At 62.6% G+C, this 22002-nt stretch carries 19 protein-coding genes; 10 read left to right on the top strand and 9 right to left on the bottom strand.

Annotation, left to right across the window (positions count from 1 at the left end; translation table 11 throughout):
- Positions 1 to 8: 8 nt before the first annotated feature.
- From CXQ80_RS23400 to CXQ80_RS23385, 4 genes are all read left to right on the top strand, one after another.
- Entirely contained in the window at positions 9 to 863 is an 855-nt protein-coding gene (locus CXQ80_RS23400) for an endonuclease/exonuclease/phosphatase family protein (RefSeq protein WP_101322701.1), read from the top strand.
- 28 nt (positions 864 to 891) lie between these two features.
- Positions 892 to 2901 carry a GGDEF domain-containing protein gene (locus CXQ80_RS23395; RefSeq protein WP_101322700.1) on the top strand — a complete coding sequence of 670 codons (2010 nt, stop codon included), beginning with the start codon at positions 892 to 894 and terminating at the stop codon, positions 2899 to 2901.
- A gap of 63 nt (positions 2902 to 2964) precedes the next feature.
- A complete protein-coding gene (locus tag CXQ80_RS23390) occupies positions 2965 to 3756 on the top strand; it encodes an N-acetylmuramoyl-L-alanine amidase (protein ID WP_371918892.1) in 792 nt (263 codons plus the stop codon).
- Between the two features lie 131 nt (positions 3757 to 3887).
- Positions 3888 to 5507 carry an EAL domain-containing protein gene (locus CXQ80_RS23385; RefSeq protein WP_371918891.1) on the top strand — a complete coding sequence of 540 codons (1620 nt, stop codon included), beginning with the start codon at positions 3888 to 3890 and terminating at the stop codon, positions 5505 to 5507.
- Between the two features lie 6 nt (positions 5508 to 5513).
- Here the strand turns inward: CXQ80_RS23385 and CXQ80_RS23380 are convergent, their stop codons facing one another.
- Entirely contained in the window at positions 5514 to 7280 is a 1767-nt protein-coding gene (locus CXQ80_RS23380; protein WP_101322698.1) for a KinB sensor domain-containing domain, read from the bottom strand.
- 8 nt (positions 7281 to 7288) lie between these two features.
- A complete protein-coding gene (gene algB, locus CXQ80_RS23375) occupies positions 7289 to 8635 on the bottom strand; it encodes a sigma-54-dependent response regulator transcription factor AlgB (protein WP_101322697.1) in 1347 nt (448 codons plus the stop codon).
- A 209-nt stretch (positions 8636 to 8844) separates the two neighbouring features.
- Between algB and CXQ80_RS23370 the strand changes: the two genes are divergently transcribed.
- The 6 genes from CXQ80_RS23370 to CXQ80_RS23345 all read left to right on the top strand — a co-directional run bounded on the left by CXQ80_RS23370 (position 8845) and on the right by CXQ80_RS23345 (position 14249).
- A complete protein-coding gene (locus CXQ80_RS23370) occupies positions 8845 to 9666 on the top strand; it encodes a BON domain-containing protein (RefSeq protein ID WP_101322696.1) in 822 nt (273 codons plus the stop codon).
- Between the two features lie 176 nt (positions 9667 to 9842).
- Entirely contained in the window at positions 9843 to 10130 is a 288-nt protein-coding gene (locus CXQ80_RS23365) for a hypothetical protein (protein WP_101322695.1), read from the top strand.
- A gap of 40 nt (positions 10131 to 10170) precedes the next feature.
- Positions 10171 to 10332, top strand: a complete 162-nt coding sequence (locus CXQ80_RS23360; protein ID WP_101322694.1) for a DUF1328 domain-containing protein — start codon at positions 10171 to 10173, stop codon at positions 10330 to 10332.
- Positions 10333 to 10335: 3 nt separating this feature from the next.
- Complete coding sequence (locus tag CXQ80_RS23355; RefSeq protein ID WP_101322693.1) at positions 10336 to 10806, top strand: inhibitor of vertebrate lysozyme family protein; 471 nt, start codon at positions 10336 to 10338, stop codon at positions 10804 to 10806.
- Between the two features lie 730 nt (positions 10807 to 11536).
- On the top strand, positions 11537 to 12871 hold the full coding sequence (gene gltP, locus CXQ80_RS23350) for a glutamate/aspartate:proton symporter GltP (protein ID WP_101322692.1): 1335 nt from the start codon (positions 11537 to 11539) through the stop codon (positions 12869 to 12871).
- A gap of 148 nt (positions 12872 to 13019) precedes the next feature.
- A complete protein-coding gene (locus CXQ80_RS23345; RefSeq protein ID WP_101322691.1) occupies positions 13020 to 14249 on the top strand; it encodes a nucleoside recognition domain-containing protein in 1230 nt (409 codons plus the stop codon).
- Here CXQ80_RS23345 and CXQ80_RS23340 read toward each other — a convergent pair.
- The 7 genes from CXQ80_RS23340 to CXQ80_RS23310 all read right to left on the bottom strand — a co-directional run bounded on the left by CXQ80_RS23340 (position 14231) and on the right by CXQ80_RS23310 (position 21982).
- Complete coding sequence (locus tag CXQ80_RS23340; protein WP_101322690.1) at positions 14231 to 14848, bottom strand: ABC-type transport auxiliary lipoprotein family protein; 618 nt, start codon at positions 14846 to 14848, stop codon at positions 14231 to 14233. The two genes, CXQ80_RS23345 and CXQ80_RS23340, sit on opposite strands and share 19 nt — an antisense overlap.
- Positions 14845 to 15783 carry an MlaD family protein gene (locus CXQ80_RS23335; protein WP_101322689.1) on the bottom strand — a complete coding sequence of 313 codons (939 nt, stop codon included), beginning with the start codon at positions 15781 to 15783 and terminating at the stop codon, positions 14845 to 14847. Before CXQ80_RS23335 ends, CXQ80_RS23340 begins: the two co-directional genes overlap by 4 nt.
- 3 nt (positions 15784 to 15786) lie before the next feature.
- Positions 15787 to 16581, bottom strand: a complete 795-nt coding sequence (locus CXQ80_RS23330) for an ABC transporter ATP-binding protein (RefSeq protein ID WP_101322688.1) — start codon at positions 16579 to 16581, stop codon at positions 15787 to 15789.
- Positions 16578 to 17711 (bottom strand): ABC transporter permease, encoded by a 1134-nt coding sequence (locus CXQ80_RS23325; protein ID WP_101322687.1) that lies wholly within the window; start codon positions 17709 to 17711, stop codon positions 16578 to 16580. The genes CXQ80_RS23330 and CXQ80_RS23325 overlap by 4 nt, the downstream gene beginning before the upstream one ends.
- Positions 17712 to 17782: 71 nt before the next feature.
- Positions 17783 to 18811 carry a DUF5924 family protein gene (locus CXQ80_RS23320; protein ID WP_101322686.1) on the bottom strand — a complete coding sequence of 343 codons (1029 nt, stop codon included), beginning with the start codon at positions 18809 to 18811 and terminating at the stop codon, positions 17783 to 17785.
- A gap of 75 nt (positions 18812 to 18886) precedes the next feature.
- Positions 18887 to 20293: a pitrilysin family protein gene (locus CXQ80_RS23315; protein ID WP_101322685.1), complete on the bottom strand. Its 1407-nt coding sequence runs from the start codon at positions 20291 to 20293 to the stop codon at positions 18887 to 18889.
- Positions 20294 to 20323: 30 nt separating this feature from the next.
- Positions 20324 to 21982 carry a Na/Pi cotransporter family protein gene (locus CXQ80_RS23310; protein WP_101322684.1) on the bottom strand — a complete coding sequence of 553 codons (1659 nt, stop codon included), beginning with the start codon at positions 21980 to 21982 and terminating at the stop codon, positions 20324 to 20326.
- Positions 21983 to 22002: the final 20 nt, after the last annotated feature.

Below are 22002 nucleotides of genomic sequence, written 5' to 3'. Positions count from 1 at the left end.
GCGAACCCATGGCTCGCGTGCGAACCACCCGAGGCGTTGGCCTGCATCAACCGCAGGTCAACGAGCATCACCTGCAGGCACCCGGCCTCCCGGAAGATGGTCGCCTGCGCCTGCTCAGTTTCAATATCCAGGTTGGTATCAGTACCGAGCGCTACCGCCATTACCTGACCCGCAGTTGGCAGCACCTGCTGCCGCACACCGGTCGGGCCGGCAATCTGCAGAAGATCGGTGCGCTGATCAGCGACTTCGATCTGGTGGCCTTGCAGGAAGTCGATGGTGGCAGCATGCGCTCGGGCTACATCAACCAGGTCGAGCACCTGGCCCAGTTGGGCGCGTTCCCATACTGGTATCAGCAGCTCAATCGCAACTTGGGGCGTTTTGCCCAGCACAGCAATGGCGTCCTCAGCCGGCTCAAACCGACTCATCTGGAAGATCACCCGCTGCCCGGCCCCGCCGGTCGCGGTGCTATCCTGGTGCGCTTCGGCGAGGGTGAAGATGCGCTGATCGTGGTCATGATGCACCTGGCGCTCGGTGCCAAGACCCGTGCGATGCAGCTCAGCTACATCCGCGAGCTGATTGGCGGCTATCGTCACCAGGTGTTGATGGGAGACATGAACACCCACGCCAACGATCTGTTGGAAACCTCGCCACTGCGCGACCTTGGGCTGATTGCGCCGCAGGTCGAAGCGACCTTCCCGAGTTGGCGCCCGCAGCGCTGCCTTGATCATATTCTGCTCAGCCCGAGCCTGACGCTGGAGCGTGTCGAGGTATTGGCCCAGCCAATTTCCGATCACCTCCCAGTTGCGGTCGAGATTCGATTGCCTGACGCATTGACTGTGGATACCCTGCCCGTCTTGAGCTAATTGCCATCACCGCGCAGTGGATCCGGGCATGACAGACGACGCAGAGCGTTGGAAAGAAAAATACCTTAAAAGCATCGAACAGCAGGAAAAGCTCGAGCGTCGCTGGGACGCCCGGCTCGACCTGCTGCGTCGTGGCCTGGTGCGCAGCACCCTGGCGGCTGAGGGTAGCGACAAGGCGGTGGACCAGTGCATGAAGGAAATGCGCGAGGTCATCCGCAGCGACAACATGGACGCTGGCCTTGCCAACCTGATCCCGCGTCTGGAAAGAACCGTGCTTGACTCCGAGCAGCGGCGCGAAACCCGCATGAATCAGGTCAGCGACGCGCTGACAGCACTGGTTACCCAGTTGCAGAGTTTGCCGCTGCCTGGCGAAGTCGCCCGGCCGCTGAAAAAACTGGCGAAAAAACTCGACGGCGGCGTTGGCCAGTCTCGCGAACTGCCGCCATTGCTAGGCGAACTCAGTGGCCTGCAGGGCAAAGCGCTGAGTTCGCTGCAAAACCAGGACGATGAGCATCGCCCGGGTTTTCTGCAACGATTGTTCGGCAAAAGCGACAGCGAGTCGCGCGCGGATACGCCGGAGCCGAGCAGCCCCGCGCCGAACGTGCCCGGTGCTGAAGCGCAGGCTCTGCCAATCCTCGCCAGTGAGCCCCAGCCGCCCGTCGTGCCGGCCGAAGTACAGGCTCCAGCAGCTCCTGAGCCGGTCATCCCCGTCCGCGCAGCCGATTTCCTCCCTACAGTCGTTGAGCAAGGTGTTCAGCCAGCACTCACTGAGCCCATGCAGGTACAACCTGTAGAGCCCGAGTCGTCAGGGCCTGCGCTGGTAGGGCCACTGACATCGGTGGGCGAGAGTGACGAACAGCCCGGCGAACCGCAGCAGCAAGCATTGGCAGAGGTCGAGCCGGACGAACTGGGGCCGAGCGAGGCGCCAGAGGTGGATGCTGAGCCAGTCGACGACGACGGCCCCTACGCTTTGCCCGACGCCGTCGAGCCGCCCTACAGCCAGGTTGCCCTGCATATCGAACAGACCTTGATCGGGCTGCTCGACGACCTCAGCCTGCCCGAACGGCACAAGGCGCAGGCGCTGGAAATGCGCGAGCGGGTTGCACGTGGCTTGAACTGGTACGAGTTGATCCCGGTGCTGGATGACCTGGCCGTATTGATGCTGGCCATTACCGACAGCGGTCAGCACGAGTTCGAAGCGTACCTTCAGCAGCTGAACGAGCGCCTGGAGACCTTCCAGAGCCACTTGCACGAAGCCAGTGCCGGGCATGCCGACAACACCAGTGCTGCCCGCGAACTCGACAGCCAACTGCGGGAGCAGGTTGATGGCCTGCAAAGCAGCGTTCAGGGCGCAGCTGACCTCAACAGCCTCAAACATGTCCTCGACAATCGCCTTGAAGGCCTGCTGGTCACCATCGACGACCATCAGCAGGAACGTGACCGCCGCGAACAGGAGTTGGCTGGGCGCCTGCACGGCTTGGCCGAGCGTGTGGCGAACATGGAGCAGGAGGCGCTGGGCTACCGCGAGCACCTTGAAGAGCAACGCCAGAAGGCCCTGATCGACCCGTTGACCGGGCTGCCCAACCGCGCCGCCTGGTCCGAGCAGGTCGAGCGCGAAGTACTCGACTGGCAGGAAAATGGCGGTCACCTGCTGATGGCGATCCTCGATCTCGACCATTTCAAGCGGATCAACGATGGCTACGGCCACCTGGCCGGGGACAAGGTCTTGAAGATCGTCGCCGACCAGTTGCGCAAGCGCATGCGCGGGCGCGACTTCATTGCCCGATTTGGCGGCGAGGAATTTGTCGTGTTGCTGCCGCAGACCTCGCCGGCAGCTGGCTTGCAGGTGGCTGAAACCCTGCGCGCGGCCATCGAAGCCTGCCCGTTCCACTTCAAGGGCGAGCGGGTAGTGATCACTACCTCCATTGGTATCAGCGCCTTTCGCACGGGCGAGCGCGGCGACCAGGTGCTCAAGCGTGCCGACACCGCGTTGTACCGGGCCAAGGATCTTGGGCGCAATCGGGTGGAGCAGGGCTAAGCGGTTTCCTACAAACAGTGGGCAGGGAGCACGTTATACTGTAGCAACTTCGTAGCTGCTGATATGTGTTCCCTGCCGATGAAAACTCTCTTTACCGCCCTGCTCGTTCTGGCCCTGGCCGGCTGTAGCTCGGGGCTGCGCATTGATCGCAGCCACACCTCTGTGAACCAGGACGAGCGCATCCAGTTTGTCGTGCTGCATTACACCAACGCTTCACTGGAGCGCTCGCTCGCGCTGCTTACCAAAGGTGAAGTCAGCAGCCACTACCTGATTGGCGACGGCCCGGCCACGGTGTATCAGTTGGTCGACGAAAGCCGCCGCGCCTGGCATGCCGGCGACAGTCAGTGGGATGGGCGTACCTGGCTCAACTCGACCTCGATCGGTATCGAAATCGTCAATCCCGGTTTCGATGACACGCCCAACGGCCGCGTCTGGTATCCCTACAGTGAGGCGCAGGTACAGTCGCTGATTGCCCTGCTCAAAGACATCGTCAAACGCAATAACATCAAACCTCGCTACATCATTGGCCACAGTGACATCGCACCGCTGCGCAAGCTCGACCCGGGCCCGCTGTTCCCATGGAAGCGCCTGGCGGATGCAGGCCTCGGCATCTGGCCTGATGCCAACGCAGTCGCGCGTCAGCAGGGCTTCTTTGCGGTCAATCCGCCCAGCATCAACTGGTATCAGCAGCAGCTGGCGCGGTTTGGCTACGCGATCGAGCAGACCGGCGAGCTGGATGTAGCTACCCGGCACGTGCTGGCGGCGTTCCAGATGCGTTTCCGCCCGCAGCGCTTTGACGGGCAACCTGACGCGCAAACCGCGGCCATGCTGCAAGTACTCAATCAGATGCGCTGAGGCTGCTGCACCGACTGCTTGAGTGTGTTGGCCGAGCTATGCGTGGGTGGCAGTCGTGAGTAATACGCCAGACGGCCATGCTGATTACCCGATCCGTTGCTATACCTTTGGTAATCAACTGGATGAGTGCGATGCCGACCTTTCTCGATGGGTTGCGCCAAATTTTCCACCGTCCCTGGCTGCTGGCCGCATTCGCGGCCCTGGCCAGCGCCGTCCTGTTGATTGCCGGCAGCGTTGGCGTTGCCCTGCAACAGATGAAAGAAAGCGAAAGCGCGCAGATGAACGCCCAGGGCGAGCGGTTTCTCGAGCGTCTGGAGCAGGTATTTGGGCAACTGCGCGAGGGCGTCGATCAGCTGCAGGCGCTGCCCTTGCGCGGCTGCGACGGGCGCATGCTAGCGGCGTTGCAGCAGGTCAGCCTGAGCTCGCGCTTCATCTACGAAACCGCTTACCTGGACGGCAACGAACTCTGCTCCAGCCGTGGCAAGGAAAGCGCCATGCAGCCGCTGCGCCCACCGGATATCCGCGGGCCCACCTACAGCTACTGGCTCAACACCACTACTGAACCTGATGAAAACCTGGCCGCGTTGATGCTTGGCCGGGGCAAGTTTCTGGTGTCGACCTCGCGCGGGCATCTGACCGATGTGGTCGATCTGCCACCGGGAGGCAGCCTGTTGGTAGTGCTCGATCATGGCAGCCGGGCTATCCCCGTGCTGGGCCCGGCCCAGCCGTGGCCACCGCTGGCCGAATGGCCGCCTCCTTCGGGCCAGTCATTGTTCGAGCAGAGCGACCGGCTGATCTACAGCATGCCGACCAAATCACCGGACTATCAACTGGTGCTGATCGCCCCGCGTGTGGGCCTGCCCCTGAAGATGAACGGCCTGCTCTGGCTGTTGTTTCCGGGCAGTTTGTTGTTGGCTTGCTGTATCGGCTGGCTGGTGCTGCAGCTGATTCGGCAGCGCCGTTCGATGAGCTCCGAGCTGCAGAACGCACTACGCCGGGGTGAACTGCAGGTGCTTTATCAGCCTATCTTCGAGCTGGACAGCCGGCGCTGCGTCGGTGCCGAAGCGTTGGTGCGCTGGCGCCGCCCGGATGGCAGCCTGACCAGTCCCGACCTGTTCATTCCGTTGGCCGAGAACACCGGGCAGATCCGCGAAATCACCGACTTTGTGTTGCAGCGAGTGCTGGAGCAACTGGGCCAGTTGCTGCGCGCCAACCGCCAGCTGTACATCTCGGTCAACCTTGCCGCGTGCGATGTGATGGTGCCGCGGATCGGGCCGGTGGCCGCGCGTTTACTGGCCTTGCACCGGGTCCCGGCCAGCCAGATCGCCTTTGAGGTCACCGAGCGCGGGCTGATCGACGTGGTAGTGGCGCGCGACAACCTGCAAGCCTTGCGCGCGGTTGGCCATCAGGTGCTGATCGATGACTTTGGCACCGGCTATTGCAGCCTCGCCTACCTGCAGACCTTGCCGGTGGATTGCCTGAAGATCGACAAGGCGTTCATCGACGCGCTTGGCCATGATGCCGCTAGCAGTGGCGTGGCACCGCACATCATCCGCATGGCCCACGACCTGCACCTGCGGGTGATCGCCGAGGGCATCGAGTGCGAGGATCAGGCGCTGCTGCTCAATAGCGAAGGGGTCAACTATGGCCAGGGTTGGCTGTTTGCCCATCCACTCAGCGCCCGCCAGTTCGCCGAGCTGATTACTCGTGGGCGGCGAGTCCGCTCACGGCGCATCGATGATGAGCCGTGAGCGGGTTCAGACTGGCAGGGCCATGTAGAACTGGGTGCCCTCGCCAGGCCTTGAAATGACCCCCATGCGCCCACCGTGCAGCTGGACGATTTCCTTGCACAGGGCCAGCCCGAGGCCTGCCCCGCCCTTTTTGCGCCCAACCTGAACGAAGGGTTCGAAGATCCGCCCTTGCTGGCCGTAGGCAATACCCTCACCGTTGTCTTCGACGCTGATGATCACCCGCTCGCCGTGGCGCCGCGCATGCAGGCGAATCCGGCCACCATCAGGCGTATGGCGCACGGCATTGTGCAGGAGGTTGTCCAGCACCCGATCAAGCTGGGCAACGTCGGCCTGGATACGTGGCAATGGCTGTTCGAGCTCGATCACCAGCTCGACCTGCTTGTCCGCTGTCAGCTCGGCGATGCGCGCCTGCGCCCGCTCAAGCATCTCTTCGACACCGCAGTGGGCCAGCTCGAGCTTCTGCAAACCACTCTGATAGCGGGAGAAGTTGAGCAGATCATTGATCAACTGGGTCAGGCGCTGCATTTCTTCGCCGATGGTGTCGAGGAGGTCGTTTTCGCGGGCCTGTGGCGGGAACGAGATCCGCTCGCGCAGTAGGCCAAAGGCCATGTGCATGCCGGTGACCGGGGTGCGCAACTCATGCGAGGCGCGCAGCACGAACTCGCTGCGCACGCGCTCGAACGCACGTTGCTCGGTGACGTCATGCAGCACCATCACCGCACCCAGAATCGGCCCTTGCGGATGGCTGACCGGGGTCAGGCTGTACGACAGCAGGCGCGTTTCGTCTTCGACTTCAATGCTCAAGTCTTCCGGTGGCCGGTCAAGGCTGCCGCCGCGCAATACCTGGCGCAGCTGCTGTTCAAGCTCGGGACGTTGCAGCGCCTCGACCAGGCTGGTGCCATGGCGGCTGGTTTCCCAACCCAGCTGCCGCTGGGCAACCGGGTTGAGATGCTCGAGGTGGCCTTGCTGGTCAATGATCAGCAACCCGTCGTCGATGCTGTCGAGCACAGCTTGCAGGCGCTGCTGACCAGCGAGGACTTCGTCGATATTGGTCGCCTGATGCTTGCGCAGGGCGTCTGCCATCAGCCCGAAGCGGCGGGTCAGCTGGTTCAGTTCGGTAGCCTGGGACAGCGGCAGGGTGACATTGAAGTTGCCTTGGCCGACTTCATCTGCGGCTTTGGCCAGGGCTTCGATCGGCAGGCCGAAGCGGCGCGCGATGTTGTGCGCAGTGACAAAGCCGAGGATCAGCACAGTCAAGCCCATCAGCCCGAGCAGGCCACTGATCAGCAGCGCGCGGTCACGGCTGGCCTCTTCACTGCGGGATATCTGCTCCAGTGACTGCTTGTAGGAGTCGATCAGGTCGGTGCGGACCTGATTGAAAGCAGCGCCGAGGGGCTTGTCGGTGGCCATGCTGCGGGCAGGATTGGGGGTTTGCCGGTAGGCCTGGAGGAAGGCCTGGTAATTGCTGCTGGCCTTGCTGAAACCGGTTTTCTCGCCGCCTTCCTGCAAGCCCTGGCTGAGCAAGGTCTGGAACTGGGTCTGCAGGTTGTTGAGGCTGTCGGCGTCGCTGTCCTCGTCCAGAGTCAGAATCAACTGTTCGCCGAGGTTCTGCCGCAGCTTGAGGCCCAACTCCAGCGTATGAGTGGTATCACGCACCAGCGCTTGCTGGGTCGAGGCCATCTGCAAAACGCTGACCAGGCCCAGCAGCAGGCCCAGCAGCGCCACCGTGACCAGCGCTGAAATGCTTAAAAAGAGCCTCGCACGCAGCTTCATGGGCCACTTCACAGGTTGAATTGCTTGCGTTTGCGGTACAGCGTCGAGGCGTCGATCCCAAGCGTCTTGGCAGCCTGATCAAGGGTATCGCTGGAGGCCAGCACCGCGCCGATATGGGCCCGTTCCAGCTCGTCCAGGCTCAGCGCAGCACCAATTCGCGGTGCATTGCTGGTGGTTTGCTCGGCCATGCCGAGGTGGCTGACTTCAACCCGCTCCTGCGGGCAGATGATGCTGGCGCGCTCGATCACGTTACGCAGCTCGCGAATGTTGCCTGGCCAACGGTAGTTGAGCAGGGCCGCGCGGGCCTCGTCGCTGAACCCACGTGCCGGCCGCGCATATTCCTTGACGAAGCGGGCGAGGAAACGGTCAGCCAGGGTCAGGATATCGTCGCTGCGCTCGCGCAGTGGCGGCAGGTGCAGGGTGATGACATTGAGGCGGTACAGCAGGTCCTCACGGAAGCGCCCTTCGCGGACCATGTCATCCAGATTGAGGTTGGTTGCGGCCAGAATGCGCACATCGGCACGGCGGGTAACCGGATCGCCGACGCGCTCATATTCCTTGTCCTGAATAAAACGCAGCAGTTTGGGCTGCAGAGCCAGCGGGAAGTCGCCGATCTCGTCAAGGAACAGGGTACCGCCATCCGCCTGGTTGACCCGCCCCAAGGTGCTTTCGCTGGCACCGGTGAAGGCGCCGCGGGTATGCCCGAACAGCTCGCTTTCCATCAGCTCGGCATTCAACGATGGGCAGTTGATGGTCACGCAGGCCTTGCGCGCACGCTTGCTCCAGCCGTGAATGGCCCGGGCCAGTTCGCCTTTACCAGTGCCGGATTCGCCGAGGATAAGGATGTTGGCGTCGGTGGTCGCCACCTGCCGCGCGGTTTCCAGCACGGCCATCATTGCCGGGCTGTGCGAATCGAGGCCGTCCTTGGGCTTGCGTACTTCGCCTTCGAGGGCTTCCAGGCGCGCCGACAGCTGGCGTACCTCAAGCTGCTTGGCAGTGGCCAGGCGCAGTTGGTCCGGGCTGCACGGCTTGACCAAGTAGTCAGCAGCGCCAGCCTGGATCGCATCTACTGCGGTATCGACCGCCGAATGGGCAGTGACGATCACTACGCGCATCCACGGTGCCTGCACGCGCATCTGCGCCAGCACATCGAGCCCGTTGTCTTCGCCCAAGCGAAGATCGAGGAAACACAAATCGAATACCTGACGCTGCAGCAGCGCCTCGGCCTGGGCCGCACTGTTGGCCGTGGCCACGCTGTAGCCTTCATCTTCAAGGCAGTAGCGGAAGGTTCGCAGGATAGCGGACTCATCATCTACCAGCAGAATGCGGCCTTGATTGTCCTGGGTAGACTCCATTTTCCTACGCTCCATTAGGATTTATCTGAGTTAGTGTCGGAAAGATCGGGCAAGTTGCATGGTCAATTCTGAAGGATTCCGTCCTTTGCATGCTAGCCGTTGGTCGCGTATTCGGTTAACTAATTGAATATAAAGGTTTTTATCAGTGATTTTTGCCTGGCACGGTGGTTGCGAAGATATTTGGATTTGTTTCAAAAGGAGCACTCAGCATGGCATTTTCCCCACGAAGCGCCGTTTTGGCGCTGTCCATCGCCGCTTTCGCCTCTCCGGTGTTTGCTGATCCGTTGCAAGACGCCCGCCTGCAAGGCGCGCTGCAAACCGCACTGTCGCTCAACCGTCTGCTCAATCCGTTTCGTATCGAGGTGGCGGTGCAGGAGCAGCAGGCGCGCCTCACCGGTGAGGTCGAAAGCGCCGTGGAGCGCAAGCTGGCCGAGGACGTAGCGCTGGCTACCCGCGGCATCGAGCAGGTGGATAACCAGTTGCAGGTCAACCCCGGTCTGGTCGAGCAGTCCTTGGACCTGCGCGCTTACGCCCAGCGGCTGGAGGATGCGACCCTGACGGCTATCGTCCGTGCGCGTTTGTCCTGGGCGCAGGTAACCAGCAAGGCGCCAATTGAAGTAGACAGTCGCGATGGTGTGGTCACCTTGCGCGGTCGCGTCGACCGGGTCGAAGCCAAGGAAGTGGCAGGCGTGCTGGCACGCACCACCGACGGTATCCACCTGGTCAACAACCTGATCAGCCTCGACACAGCGGCGATGGCCAAGGCGCGGGAAACGCCGGTGGCCGCAGTGCAGGGCGAGCAACCCTCGGACAGCTGGATCATCGACAAGATTCAGAGCAGCTACGGCTACAGCCGTAACCTGGATGGCCTCAACCTGAAGGTCAGCAGTGAGCAAGGCATGGTTCGCTTGGCGGGTGAGGTGGTCAGCCGGGAGCAGAAAACCATCGCTGTCGAGGTCGCGCGGCAAATCCTCGGTGTGCGCGGGGTTGACGCTGATTTGCTCAAGGTAGCGACCAAGGTCGAGGGCTGAGTCGTGCAATACGCACGACGCTAACGGCCCCATCGTGCAGGATACGTCCTACAGACACTGCCTACATGTTTTTAAGTGCTTGAAATATATACGTTTTTTAACATTGGCAAGACTGGCATGCAGGCTGCAATTACTTGTTCATAGCGTTTAACAAGAACATTGCAGGAGACATCGACATGAGTCGCCAACCAGTCAACCAGTCGCAGACCACCGCAGTGCCAGTACGTCAGTTTCTGTTCGTGGCACTTGCCCTGTTGGTAACCCTGGCCGCCGGCCAGTTTTACTACAGCCTGCAGACTGCACGACTGGCCGATCAGGTGGCAGCGCAGACAGCGCTGTTGAGCCAGATTCAGGCGACCCGTGCCAATAACCTGGTGCGTGCGGCAGATCCACAGCCGTCGCCAAAGGCCTCGTCCCCCGCCACTGTGCAAAACGTAGTACCGCAGGATCGCTGGGTGTTCTGAGGCGCCTGCATACAATTTCAAGGGAAAAAGGAGATTCATCATGCTTAGTTGGGCTATCACATTCCTGATCATCGCCATTGTCGCTGCCGTGCTGGGCTTCGGTGGTATCGCTGGCGCCGCTACCGGTATTGCCAAGATCCTGTTCATCGTTTTCCTGGTGCTGTTCATTGCTTCGTTCTTCTTCGGGCGCGGCAGGCGCTAAGCCATGAAGCGGATGATCAGCAAAGCCCTGGCTACTGCCCTGCTGTTGGGCAGTAGCGCGGCGGCGATGGCGGCCAATGATGGCCAGGTCCACGCCAACCAATTGTTGGCGACAGACCCCGAGTATGTTGAAACCTGGCAGGACACCCTCAAGGGGGAGGAGCGATTGCCCGAGTGGGTGATCAACCTCAGCGGCAGTTCGCAGGAGCAGATGTCGGCGGTGACAGAGGATGGCGACAAGTACCTTGTCGGTCCGCTGTGCGAATCGGCTGACAACTGCACCTACAAGCGCCTGATCGTGGCGTTTAGCTGGGACAAGGACGATGCCTACGGGATGCTCGTGGAAGTACCCGAGGGATTGCCCAAGGACAAGTCGCCAACCCGCCATGCGCAATACCGCTGGCTGGGCAAGCCGGATGACGGCATGAAGGCGATGTTGCAGGAGCAACTCAAGCGTGATCCGAAGTGGTACTGACTAAAGTTCACGCAACTGTAATGCAATAGAAGCCGAACCTTTCTAAGGTTCAGGCTTCTATGATGCGCCGACTCGAAGAGAGTTGGCACATGACCATGGGGCCGGGCTGTTCTGACTGTTGCAGGGTCGGAGTGGCCTAGGGGTACAGGGAGTGCCTCCATCGATTGGGCCGGGTCAGGAAAAGATGGCATCGGAAGTCTCAGGTCTGGCAGTGCCGAATGCACTGTGCCAGGCCTGGCTTCCGAAGCGTCTATGGATGTGCTGCGAGCGCTTGTCGCCAAATTGTGCTGAAGACACATTTTGTCGTGACCGTACATCGAATTATTTTCCTCCGTAACCTCTCCTTTCCTACACCCTGTTCATCCCATTCGGATTGTCGAACAGAAGTTGTGCATGACCATGCCATATCTGCCAAATTGGCCGTTTCATGGCGCTTTGGTCTTGTTCGGAAAGCCGAACGTTATAAATCAATGACTTGCAGCTGCGTCGTTTTGCCTCGGGCTATTATGCCGATCCGGCATAGGGTAGTCGTTTCCGGCATTAGACTGGCCCCGCCTGCGTAGCAATAGTTGCCGCCTTTTTCGCTAGCCAGAGCGCCGAACCGCTCGCTTGCGCTGACCTTCGATGGAGTCGTCGTACGGAACAATCTCGCTGCCAAGCATGCTTCCAATGGCTCTGGTACGCGCGTTTCCGCTCGATGCCCCTGACCACTAGAAGAAAAGGTAACGACATGAAGAAGGCAAAACTAAGCCTCGCCTGGCAAATCCTCATAGGGCTTGTACTGGGCGTTGCAATCGGCGCGCTGCTGAACCATTTCAGTGCAGAAAAGGCATGGTGGATCACCAATGTCCTGCAGCCTGCCGGTGATATCTTCATTCGCCTGATCAAGATGATCGTCGTCCCGATCGTGATTTCGTCGCTGATTGTGGGCATCGCCGGGGTTGGCGACGCGAAGAAGCTGGGCAGCATCGGCCTGAAGACCATTCTCTACTTCGAGGTGGTGACGACCATTGCCATCGTCGTCGGCCTGGGCCTGGCCAACCTGTTCCACCCTGGTGTCGGCATCGACATGAGCACTCTGGGTACAGTGGACATCTCCAAGTACCAGGCCACTGCGGCCGAGGTGCAGCATGAGCATGCGTTCATCGAGACCCTGCTCAACTTGATCCCTTCGAACATCTTTGCAGCGGTTGCCCGCGGCGAAATGCTGCCGATCATCTTCTTCTCGGTGATGTTCGGTCTGGGCCTGTCGAGCCTGCAGGCTGACCTTCGTGATCCGCTGGTACGCACCTTCCAGGCCGTATCGGAAACCATGTTCAAGGTCACCCACATGATCATGAACTACGCCCCGATCGGCGTGTTCGCCCTGATCGCCGTGACCGTCGCCAACTTCGGCTTCTCGTCGCTGCTGCCGCTGGCCAAGCTGGTGGTGCTGGTGTACTTCGCCATCGCCTTCTTCGCCTTCATGGTGCTGGGCCTGGTCGCGCGGATGTTCGGCTTCTCGATCATCAAGATCATGCGCATCATGAAAGACGAGATGATCCTCGCCTACTCCACCTCCAGCTCCGAGACCGTGCTGCCACGTGTGATCGAGAAGATGGAGAAGTACGGCGCGCCGAAGTCGATCTGCAGCTTCGTGGTTCCGACCGGCTACTCGTTCAACCTCGACGGCTCGACCCTGTACCAGAGCATCGCGGCAATCTTCATTGCCCAGCTGTATGGCATCGACCTGTCGTGGAGCCAGCAGCTGCTGCTGGTACTGACCTTGATGGTCACTTCCAAAGGTATCGCCGGTGTGCCGGGCGTGTCGTTCGTGGTCCTGCTGGCGACCCTGGGCAGCGTTGGCATCCCGCTGGAAGGCCTGGCATTCATCGCCGGTGTCGACCGCATCATGGACATGGCGCGGACCGCCCTGAACGTGATTGGCAACGCCCTGGCCGCGCTGGTCATCGCTCGTTGGGAAGGTATGTACGACTCGGCTAAGGGTGAGGCGTATTACAACTCGCTGCCGCATATGGCCGGTAACAAGGCTGCTGGCGCTGTGGGCGAGGCTGCCAAGCAGTAAGATTTGCGGTGGTTGGGGCCGCAAAGCGGCCCCTGCCCCAGACAACGCAGACCCACAAGAGCCCCGCATGCCGGGGTTTTTTGTTGCCTGCAGAAAGTACCCAGCCGCTTGCGTTATCATGCGTGGCATTTTTCGGGGGAACACGCGGATGCTAAACGGCCTTTGGCTCAGCTTTTTCCTGGTCGCGGCCATCTCCGCCATGGCGCAGTGGCTGGTCGGCGGCAACGCCGGGATCTTCGCCGCGATGGTCGAGAGCATCTTTGCCATGGCCAAGCTGTCGGTCGAAGTCATGGTCCTGTTGTTCGGCACCCTGACCCTGTGGCTGGGCTTTCTCAAGATTGCCGAACAGGCCGGCATCGTCGAGTGGCTGGCGAAGATGCTCGGCCCGCTGTTCGCCCGGCTGATGCCGGAGGTGCCCCGCGGCCACCCTGCGCTGGGCTTGATCACCATGAACTTCGCCGCCAATGGCCTGGGCCTGGACAACGCGGCGACGCCGATCGGCCTGAAGGCCATGCGCGCACTGCAAGAGCTCAACCCGAGCAGCACCACGGCGAGCAATGCGCAGATCCTGTTCCTGGTCCTCAACGCCTCGTCGCTGACCCTGCTGCCGGTGACCATCTTCATGTTCCGCGCCCAGCAAGGCGCACCTGACCCGACCATGGTGTTCCTGCCGATCCTGCTGGCCACCAGCGTCTCGACCCTGGTCGGGCTGCTGTCGGTTGCGGTGATGCAGCGGCTGCGCTTGTGGGATCCGGTGGTACTCGCCTATCTGATCCCTGGCGCGCTGCTGCTGGGCGGCTTCATGGCGTTTCTGGGCACGCTGTCGGCGACTGCGCTGGCAGGCCTGTCGTCGATCCTGGGCAACCTGACCCTGTTCGGCATCATCATGTCGTTCCTGGTGGTTGGCGCCCTGCGCCGGGTCAAGGTGTACGAAACCTTCATCGAAGGCGCCAAGGAAGGCTTTGACGTCGCCAAGAGCCTGCTGCCGTATCTGGTCGCCATGCTCTGCGCGGTGGGCGTGCTGCGCGCTTCTGGGGCGCTGGAGTTGGCATTGGACGGGATTCGCCACCTGGTCGAGTGGGTGGGCCTGGACACGCGCTTCGTCGATGGCCTGCCCACTGCGCTGGTCAAGCCGTTCTCTGGCAGCGCCGCGCGGGCCATGATGATCGAAACCATGCAAAGCCAGGGCGTCGACAGCTTCCCGGCATTGGTTGCGGCAACCATCCAGGGCAGCACCGAGACGACCTTCTATGTGCTGGCGGTGTACTTCGGCGCGGTCGGCATCCAGCGCGTGCGCCATGCAGTGGGCTGCGCGCTGCTGGCCGAGCTGTCCGGGGTGATCGCGGCGATCTGCGTCTGCTACTGGTTCTTCGCCTGAGCCTGAGCGACCTGAGCCAGTGTCCAGTCGACCAGCTGGCTCATCAGTTGGTCGCTGGCGGCACCAAAGCCGGTGACCACCGCAGGCACCTGAGTAGCACTTAGCGGCTGGCGCATTTCAAAGCGCCGGCTGGCGACGATGCGCTGGCTGCGGCCCTGCACCAGGCGCGCATCGTAGCTGATCACCACCTCTACCCTGCCCTCGCGGTATTCGCTGTTGAACGCCAGCAACTCGCCGGCCAGCTCGTAATCGGCTTGCAGATTGCTGTCGTCAGCGCTCAGGCGCTGTACCCGGCCATCCCGCTGGAAGCCATCGAGCAGCCGATTGCGTACCAGCAACGGCACCGGGTCGCTCCAGCGGGCGCCTTTGTAACCACTGATCACGTCGCCCTGGGCGATCACCGCAATGCGTTGCCCGGCGAGCGCCTCGCTGGCCAGTGGCTTGTTCACCCGCAGTGACCAGGTCAGCGGCGCGTTGCTGCTGGTGGGCTGCTTGACCGGCAGGCGGTAGATATCCACCGGCGGGCTTTGCGGCAGGATCGAGCAGGCGCTGGCCAAACTCAGCGTGGCCAGCAGGGCGATCAGGCGCAGCGGGGTCATGGCTGGAACTCCTTGTCATTGTCGCGGCCCAGCAGGTAGCCGCTGGGGTCGGCTTCGAGGCGGCGCGAGATGCCCTTGAGGGCATTGAGGGTTTCGCGCAGTTCGCGGATCGCCGGGGTCAGCTGGTTCAAGCCCTGGGCACCGTCGTCGATGGCTTCGCGGTTGTTCTTGAGCAGGTCGTTGATGGTCGCGGTGCTCTCGGCCAGAGCGTTCATGGCCTGCTCGGCGCTGCCGAAGGCTTGCTTGCCCTGGGTACCGAGCAAGCCGTTGGCGTTGCGCATCAGCGCCTGGGTCTCGGCCAGGGTGGCGTTGGCCTGTTTGCCGACTGCAGCCAGCTGGGCGATAGCGTCGCTGATACCGCCCTTTTGGCTGGCGAAAGCGCCGGTGGTTTGCTCAAGGTTGGCCAAGGTGTTGCTGAGGCGGCTGACGTTGTCGTCGGAGAGCAACTGATTGGCGTTGTGCAACAACAGGTTGATGTTGCCGACGACGTCGCTGCTGTCGTTGAGCAGGCGCGAGATCGGCGATGGCGAGGCAACGATCACCGGCAATTGGCCGTCCTTGCCTTTCAGTTCTGGGCTTTGCGGGGTGCCGCCGCTGAGCTGGATGAAGGCGTTGCCGGTAACCCCGGCCAGGGTCAGCTTGGCCTGGGTGTCCTGCTTTACCGGCGTGTCGGCGCTGAGGCGGATGCGTGCCAGCACCCGACGTGGGTCTTGCGGGTCCAGGCGCAGGGTGGTGACGTCACCGACCTTGATGCCGTTGTACTGCACCGGGCTGCCGCGCGACAGACCGGAGACCGCCTCGTTGAATACCACCTGATAGTCCTTGAAGGTCGAGTCGACGCTGGACTTGGTCAGCCACAAGCCGAACAACAAGGCGCCAGCCACGACCAGAACGGTGACCAGACCGATCAACACATGATGAGCTCGGGTTTCCATGCTTCAGCGCTCCTGCCCGACACGGCTGGCAGCTTGAGCCGCTGCGCGCCCGCGTGGGCCGTGAAAGTAATCGTGGATCCAGGGATCGTCGGTAAGCTCGACCTCGGCCAAGGGGCCGGCTACCAGCACCTTTTTCTGCGACAGCACGGCGATGCGGTCGGTAATGGTGTACAGCGTATCCAGGTCATGGGTGATCAGGAACACGCTCAAACCCAACGCATCACGCAGGGTCAGGATCAACTGGTCGAAGGCCGCCGCACCGATCGGGTCGAGCCCGGCGGTGGGTTCATCCAGAAACAGGATGTCCGGGTCCAGCGCCAATGCCCGCGCCAGCGCCGCGCGCTTGATCATCCCGCCTGACAGCGATGCGGGGTACTTGTCGGCGGCGGAAATCGGCAGCCCTGCCAGGGCCAGCTTGACCCCGGCAAGATGCTCGGCATCAGTGCGCGACAGGCCGGCGTGTTCGATCAGTGGCAGGGCAACGTTTTCGGTAATGGTCAGCGACGAGAACAACGCGCCCTTCTGGAACAGTACGCCAAAGCGCCGCTCGACCTGCGAGCGCTGTTCGTTGTCGAGGGTGGCCAGGTCCTGGCCGAACACCTTGACCTGACCCTCGTCGGGCTGGCGCAGGCCAACGATGCTGCGCAGCAGCACCGACTTGCCGCTGCCCGAGCCGCCGACTACCGCGAGGATCTCGCCTTTGTACAGATCGAGGTCGAGATTCTCGTGCACGCTCTGGCTGCCAAAGCGGTTGCACAGCCCGCGCGCCTGGATTACTGCCTGGGTTGCTGCACTCACCAGCCCATCTCCATGAAGAACAGCGCTGCAACGGCATCCAGCACGATCACCACGAAGATCGACTGGACCACCGCCGAGGTGGTGTGGGCGCCTACCGACTCGGCACTGCCGCTGACCTTGAAGCCTTCCAGGCAACCGATCGCGGCAATCAGAAAGGCAAAGAACGGCGCCTTGGCCAGGCCTACCAGCAGGTGCTGCACACCGATATCGGTCTGCAGCAGGGAAAGGAACATGGCTGGCGAGATATCCAGCGACAGCGCACAGACCACGCCGCCTCCAACGATGCCGCAGATCATCGCGACAAAGGTCAGCAGCGGCAGCGTGATCAGCAATGCCAGTACCCGCGGCACTACCAGCAGTTCGATCGGGTTGAGGCCGAGGGTGCGGATGGCGTCGATCTCCTCGTTGGCCTTCATCGAGCCGATCTGCGCAGTAAAGGCGCTGGCAGTGCGCCCGGCCATGAGAATGGCAGTCAGCAGCACGCCAAACTCACGCAGAAACGAGAACGCCACCAGGTCGACGGTGAAGATGGTCGCACCAAATGCGGCGAGCACCGTGGCGCCGAGAAAGGCCACCACTGCGCCGACCAGAAAGGTCAGCAAAGCGATGATCGGCGCGGCATTGAGGCCAGTCTGCTCGATATGGGCAACGACCGGTGTGAGCCGCCAGCGGTGTGGCTGCAGCGCACGCAACAGCAGGGTCTGGATGATCAGGCCAATGAAGCCGAGCAGTTGCAGGGTGTCGCCCCACAGCTTGTTGACCGAGCAGCCGATGCGCTCGAGCAGCATCAGCAGCACCGGCCGTTCGGCTTGCTTGAGTGGGATGCAGTAGTCCTGCACCGAGTGGTAGACCGTCTTCAGCAGGGCCCGGTTGGCCGCGCCGAGGTCATCGGTGCAGCGCGACAGGCGCTCGCTGCCGAGCAGTTCGGCCAGCAGCGAGGCGCCGGCAGTGTCGAGACGGCCGAGCTGGCTGAGGTCGGCGCGGGTGTCACTGCTGTATTGACTGCGCAGGCGCTCGCTATCGCGCTTGAGCTGGGCGTAGTGGGCCAGGGTCCAGTCACCGCTGATACGCAGGCACGGCGGTTGGCTGCTGGTGTCCAGAGTGGCGCTCGGTGTAGTCATGGGCTCCATGCTTCTGACAGTGCGCGAGGAAGGCACCGATCATAGCGCAGTGCGGGCGCTGCCGGGCAATGGCGGTCTGCTCAGCTGGCTGGGGCCGCAGCAGCGTCGACCACCTTGAAGCGCAGCACGCCGATAACCTGGCCGTCCTCGGTCAGCACGCGGACTTGCCAGCGGCCCACCGGGTTGGGCGGGAAGTTCTGCTTGTGGGTCCAGGCGCGGTAGCCTTCCTTGCGCCCGCCATGAATATCCAGGGCGATCCGGTCGACCTCTTTACCGTTCAACTGCCAGACGTGATAGATCCGCTCGTTGAGCCCGCGCGGTGCGTTGATCGCGGTGTATGCATACAGCCCCGCGCCGCGAATCTGGTTGACCGGGATCTCATCCAGCGAATCACCCGGCTGGCGGTTGATCACTTCGGTGCTCACCGCCACTTCGGTCAGCCACAGCGTGGCGGGCGGCACCCAGGAGCGCAGCAGCCAGCCGCCGGCACCCACCGACAGCGTCACCAGTACCAGCGCGACGCCGCGGCGCCAGTTGGTGATCGGGAAGCTGCTGGCCAGGCTTGGGAACGACAGCGCCATGGCCGCGATCAGCGCCAGCTTGAAGCTCTGCGCGGTGGTCAGGTGAAGGATGATCGGCAGCGCCGTCAGCAGCGCGGCAAACAGGGTCAAGGTATGCAAGGCCATGAACAGCCAACGCCGCGGCGCCAGCCAGCGGTAGTAAAGCGGGTCGACGATCGAGATCACCCCAGCGGCGCCGAGCAGGCCGGTAAAGATCAACTGGCCGCTGTTCCAGGTGGTGGTGATGAAAAAGAATGGCAGGACGAAGAACAGGCTCTCCTGGTGGATCATCTGCGTGGCGTAGCGCAGTAGCGGCTGCGGGATCTCCCGCTTGAAGGTGCGGGCGAACAAACCAGTCAGGGTGTTCTCCAGCATCAGCCATATCCAGCTGACCAACAGCAGGATCGCCACCCAACTCGCCAGCCCGGCCTGGCGGTCGACCAGGATGAAGCTGCCGATCCCGGAGAGGAAGCCGCCCAGCGCGATAACGCCTGGGTAGCGTTTGAGCAGTTCGATGATGCGCTGGACGATATGCGGGATGGGCGGCATGGACGGGCTACAGAAAGAGTATGGGGGCCACCATCGCGGCGGCCCCGCGATGGCTCTGCACAGGATACCGCTGAATCAGCGCTGGCGTGTAGCGCCGCTGGGCTTGCTCGGTGTGTGACGGCGACGGCGCAGCAGGCCCAGGGCGAGAATCACACCGAGCAGCAAAGCCACCAGGCCGTACAGTTCGTCATAGCCAAGCAGCGGCTGCTCGATGCGCACGTACCCCGGCTCCTTGAGCAACTCCTGCAAGGCGGCGTCGGCCTGTTTCAGGCTGACCTGGCGTAATGCGCGGATCGGGTCGCTGAAGCGGCCGTCGGTGTAGTTGTTCAAAGCGCCCCAGTAATAGTCGGCCAAGGCGCTGTTGCCCTGGCTGTTCCAGCTCTCGCGGGCGATGGCGGCTTCCTTGATGCGGGCAAAGGTATCCGCGTCGAGGCCGTTTTTGCGCAGGTGCTCGAACAGCTCCTGCAACACCTTGATCGCTGCGTTGAGGTCTTCGCGCTCGAGGTCGGCGTTGAGGCTGAGCATGCCGCTGTCGCCGAAGCTTTCACGCTGCACCGAAGGCCCGTAGGACAGGCCGTGGCGCAGGCGTAGCTGGTCGTAGACTGCCCACTCCAGGTAACGCGAAACCAGGTCGAGGGTCTGCTCGTGGCCGCTGTCCAGCACCGGCTCGATGAACAGCCAGTGCAGTTTGACGCTGTCGCCCAGCCAGCCGCGGGTCAGGTCGCGTCGCTGCTCGGCCTGTTGGCTGATGCTGTCGAGGTTACGCCGCTCGCCGGGCTCGGTCGCCGGCAGCTCGCCGTAGCTGCGTTCGAGATAGGCCGGCAGCAAGCGGTCAAGGCCGCCGACCACGATCAGGGTCATGTTGTTGGCTGCGTACCAGTGGTCGCGCAGGGCCTGCACTTGCTCAAGAGTCATGTCGTCGAGGTTGGAGCGCGCCGGGCATTTCAGCCCCAGCTCGACTGCCAATTGGTCACTGGTGCGATGGCCGATGTCCTGGCGGTCGAGCCAACGTTGCAGGTGGCCGTAGTGGCCGCCGTCTTCACGCTCGATGATCTGCTTGGCAGTGGCCAGGGCCTTGGCATCGATTTTGGTATCGCGAACGGCCGCCAGCAGCAGGTCGAGCACCTTGCGCTGGTTGCGCGCCGGGGCCTCGATCACGAAGGTGGTGTCGGCGCTGCTGGTGTAGGCATTCCATTCGCCGCCCAGTGCCTGCATGCGTTCTTCCAGGCCACCCTCGCCGGTTTCATCGATGCCGCTGAACAGCAGGTGCTCGAGCAGGTGCGGCAGCTCACGCTGGTCGCACTCGAAGTCATCGAGGCCGACCCCGACGATCAGGCGGATCGCGACATGGTCGCGCTCGTAGCCGGATTTGAGGATGACCTGCAGGCCGTTGGGCAACAGGTAGCCTTCGACCTTGGAGCGGTCGAGGGCCAGGGTCGGCAGGCTGCAGATCAGCAGGCAAATCAACATCAGGCTACGCATAGGCGAGCAGGGGTCTCCAGATGGTGCAGGTCAGGGCTGGCGGGCTTCGTCCGGCACGCTGTCGAGCATAAGCCCGCCGGTGTCCGAGCCGCCCAGTACCACATAGGCACTGCTGCAGAACAAAGAGTTCAACCGCTTCATGTCGGCGATCAGCTCCAGATGCAGTGAACTGGTCTCGATACTCTGCACCACTTTGCGTTGCAAACGGCTGACATGGGCGTGTGCCAGGCGCCGTTCCTGGGCGCGGAAGCGGCGTTTCTCACGGAGCAGCAATTGCGCGCTTTCCGGGTCGGCGCTGAGAAACACCGACAAGCCCAGGCGCAGGTTGGCCAGCAGTTGTTCCTGCAGGCCGGTCAGCTCTTCCAGGCCGACCTGGGAGAACTCGCGGCGCTGTGAGGTCTTTTGCTGCTGGACCTTGCGCAGCATGCGCTCGACCAGGTCGCTGGCCATCTTCAGGTTGATCGAGATCTCGATGATCTCGGCCCAGCGCCGGTTGTCCTGGGCGCTGAGGTCCTCGCGGTCCATCTGCGCCAGGTACAGCTTGATCGCGCTGTACAGGGCGTCGACGTCTTCAGTGTAGGCGCGGACCTGCTGCGGCAATGCGGTCTGAGTGCCGCGCAAGGCGGCGAGCATGGCCTCGAGCAGGCTTTCGACGATGTCGCCCAGGCGCAGGGTTTCGCGGGCGGCGTTGGCCAGCGCCAGGCTTGGCGTTTGCAACGCGGACGGGTCGAGATGGCGCGGGCGGATCTGGCCGTTGCTGCTTTCGCGCTCCGGCAGGAGGAAGTTGCACAGCCGCGCCATCGGCGTCACGGTCGGCAGCATGAGCACGCAGCGCAGCGTGTTGTAGAGCAGGTGGAAGCCGATCACCAGTTCCTGCGGGCTGAGCTTGAGGGTGTCCATCCAGTCGACCAGCGGGTGCAGCACCGGGATCATCAGCAGCAGGCCGATCAGCTTGTACAGCAGGCTACCCAGTGCCACCCGGCGGCCTGCCGAGTTCTGCATGCTGGTGGTCAGAAAGGCCAGCAGACCGCTGCCGATGTTGGCGCCGATCACCAGGCCGATGGCCACCGGCAGGCTGATCAGATCCGAGCCGGCCAGGGTTGCGGTGAGCAGCACAGCCGCCAGGCTCGAGTAGGAAATCATCGCGAACAGGGCGCCGACCAGGGCGTCGAGAAGGATATCCCCGGTCAGCGAGGCGAACAGCACCTTGACCCCTTGTGCCTGGGTGATCGGCGTGGCCGCCTGCACGATCAGTTGCAGGGCCAGGATGATCAGGCCAAGGCCAATCGCTACCCTGCCCATCTGGCCGAGGCGAGTCTGCTTGCGCGAGAGGAAGAAAATCACCCCAATGAACAGCAGCAGGGGCGACAGCCACGACAGGTCGAAGGTCAGCACCCTGGCCATCAGCGCGGTGCCGACGTCGGCCCCGAGCATGATTGCCAGCGCCGGGGTCATCGCCATCAGGCCTTGGCCGACGAACGAGGTCACCAGCATGGCAGTGGCGTTGCTGCTCTGGACCATGGCTGTGACGACGATGCCGGCGAGAAACGCCAGCGGGCGTTTGCTCATGTTCTGGCTGATCACCCGGCGCAGGTTTGAGCCATACACCCGCAGGATCCCGGTACGTACAATGTGCGTGCCCCACACCAGCAGCGCGACCGCCGAAAGCAGATTGAGCAGAGTCAGCATAGGCAAGGCCCCCGTTGCAA

The sequence above is a fragment of the Pseudomonas sp. 02C 26 genome, assembly GCF_002843585.1.
Classification (GTDB): domain Bacteria; phylum Pseudomonadota; class Gammaproteobacteria; order Pseudomonadales; family Pseudomonadaceae; genus Aquipseudomonas; species Aquipseudomonas shirazensis.
Note: the sequence above shows the minus strand (reverse complement) of the source record. Positions and strands in the feature narration are given on the sequence as shown.

Excerpts from the sequence above, each read along its gene's own strand:
- CXQ80_RS23400 (WP_101322701.1), top strand. The coding sequence starts at position 9 with ATGGCTCGCGTGCGAACCACCCGAGGCGTTGGCCTGCATCAACCGCAG.
- CXQ80_RS23395 (WP_101322700.1), top strand. The coding sequence starts at position 892 with ATGACAGACGACGCAGAGCGTTGGAAAGAAAAATACCTTAAAAGCATC.
- CXQ80_RS23390 (WP_371918892.1), top strand. The coding sequence starts at position 2,965 with ATGTGTTCCCTGCCGATGAAAACTCTCTTTACCGCCCTGCTCGTTCTG.
- CXQ80_RS23385 (WP_371918891.1), top strand. The coding sequence starts at position 3,888 with ATGCCGACCTTTCTCGATGGGTTGCGCCAAATTTTCCACCGTCCCTGG.
- CXQ80_RS23380 (WP_101322698.1), bottom strand. The coding sequence starts at position 7,280 with ATGAAGCTGCGTGCGAGGCTCTTTTTAAGCATTTCAGCGCTGGTCACG.
- algB (WP_101322697.1), bottom strand. The coding sequence starts at position 8,635 with ATGGAGTCTACCCAGGACAATCAAGGCCGCATTCTGCTGGTAGATGAT.
- CXQ80_RS23370 (WP_101322696.1), top strand. The coding sequence starts at position 8,845 with ATGGCATTTTCCCCACGAAGCGCCGTTTTGGCGCTGTCCATCGCCGCT.
- CXQ80_RS23365 (WP_101322695.1), top strand. The coding sequence starts at position 9,843 with ATGAGTCGCCAACCAGTCAACCAGTCGCAGACCACCGCAGTGCCAGTA.
- CXQ80_RS23360 (WP_101322694.1), top strand. The coding sequence starts at position 10,171 with ATGCTTAGTTGGGCTATCACATTCCTGATCATCGCCATTGTCGCTGCC.
- CXQ80_RS23355 (WP_101322693.1), top strand. The coding sequence starts at position 10,336 with ATGAAGCGGATGATCAGCAAAGCCCTGGCTACTGCCCTGCTGTTGGGC.
- gltP (WP_101322692.1), top strand. The coding sequence starts at position 11,537 with ATGAAGAAGGCAAAACTAAGCCTCGCCTGGCAAATCCTCATAGGGCTT.
- CXQ80_RS23345 (WP_101322691.1), top strand. The coding sequence starts at position 13,020 with ATGCTAAACGGCCTTTGGCTCAGCTTTTTCCTGGTCGCGGCCATCTCC.
- CXQ80_RS23340 (WP_101322690.1), bottom strand. The coding sequence starts at position 14,848 with ATGACCCCGCTGCGCCTGATCGCCCTGCTGGCCACGCTGAGTTTGGCC.
- CXQ80_RS23335 (WP_101322689.1), bottom strand. The coding sequence starts at position 15,783 with ATGGAAACCCGAGCTCATCATGTGTTGATCGGTCTGGTCACCGTTCTG.
- CXQ80_RS23325 (WP_101322687.1), bottom strand. The coding sequence starts at position 17,711 with ATGGAGCCCATGACTACACCGAGCGCCACTCTGGACACCAGCAGCCAA.
- CXQ80_RS23320 (WP_101322686.1), bottom strand. The coding sequence starts at position 18,811 with ATGCCGCCCATCCCGCATATCGTCCAGCGCATCATCGAACTGCTCAAA.
- CXQ80_RS23315 (WP_101322685.1), bottom strand. The coding sequence starts at position 20,293 with ATGCGTAGCCTGATGTTGATTTGCCTGCTGATCTGCAGCCTGCCGACC.
- CXQ80_RS23310 (WP_101322684.1), bottom strand. The coding sequence starts at position 21,982 with ATGCTGACTCTGCTCAATCTGCTTTCGGCGGTCGCGCTGCTGGTGTGG.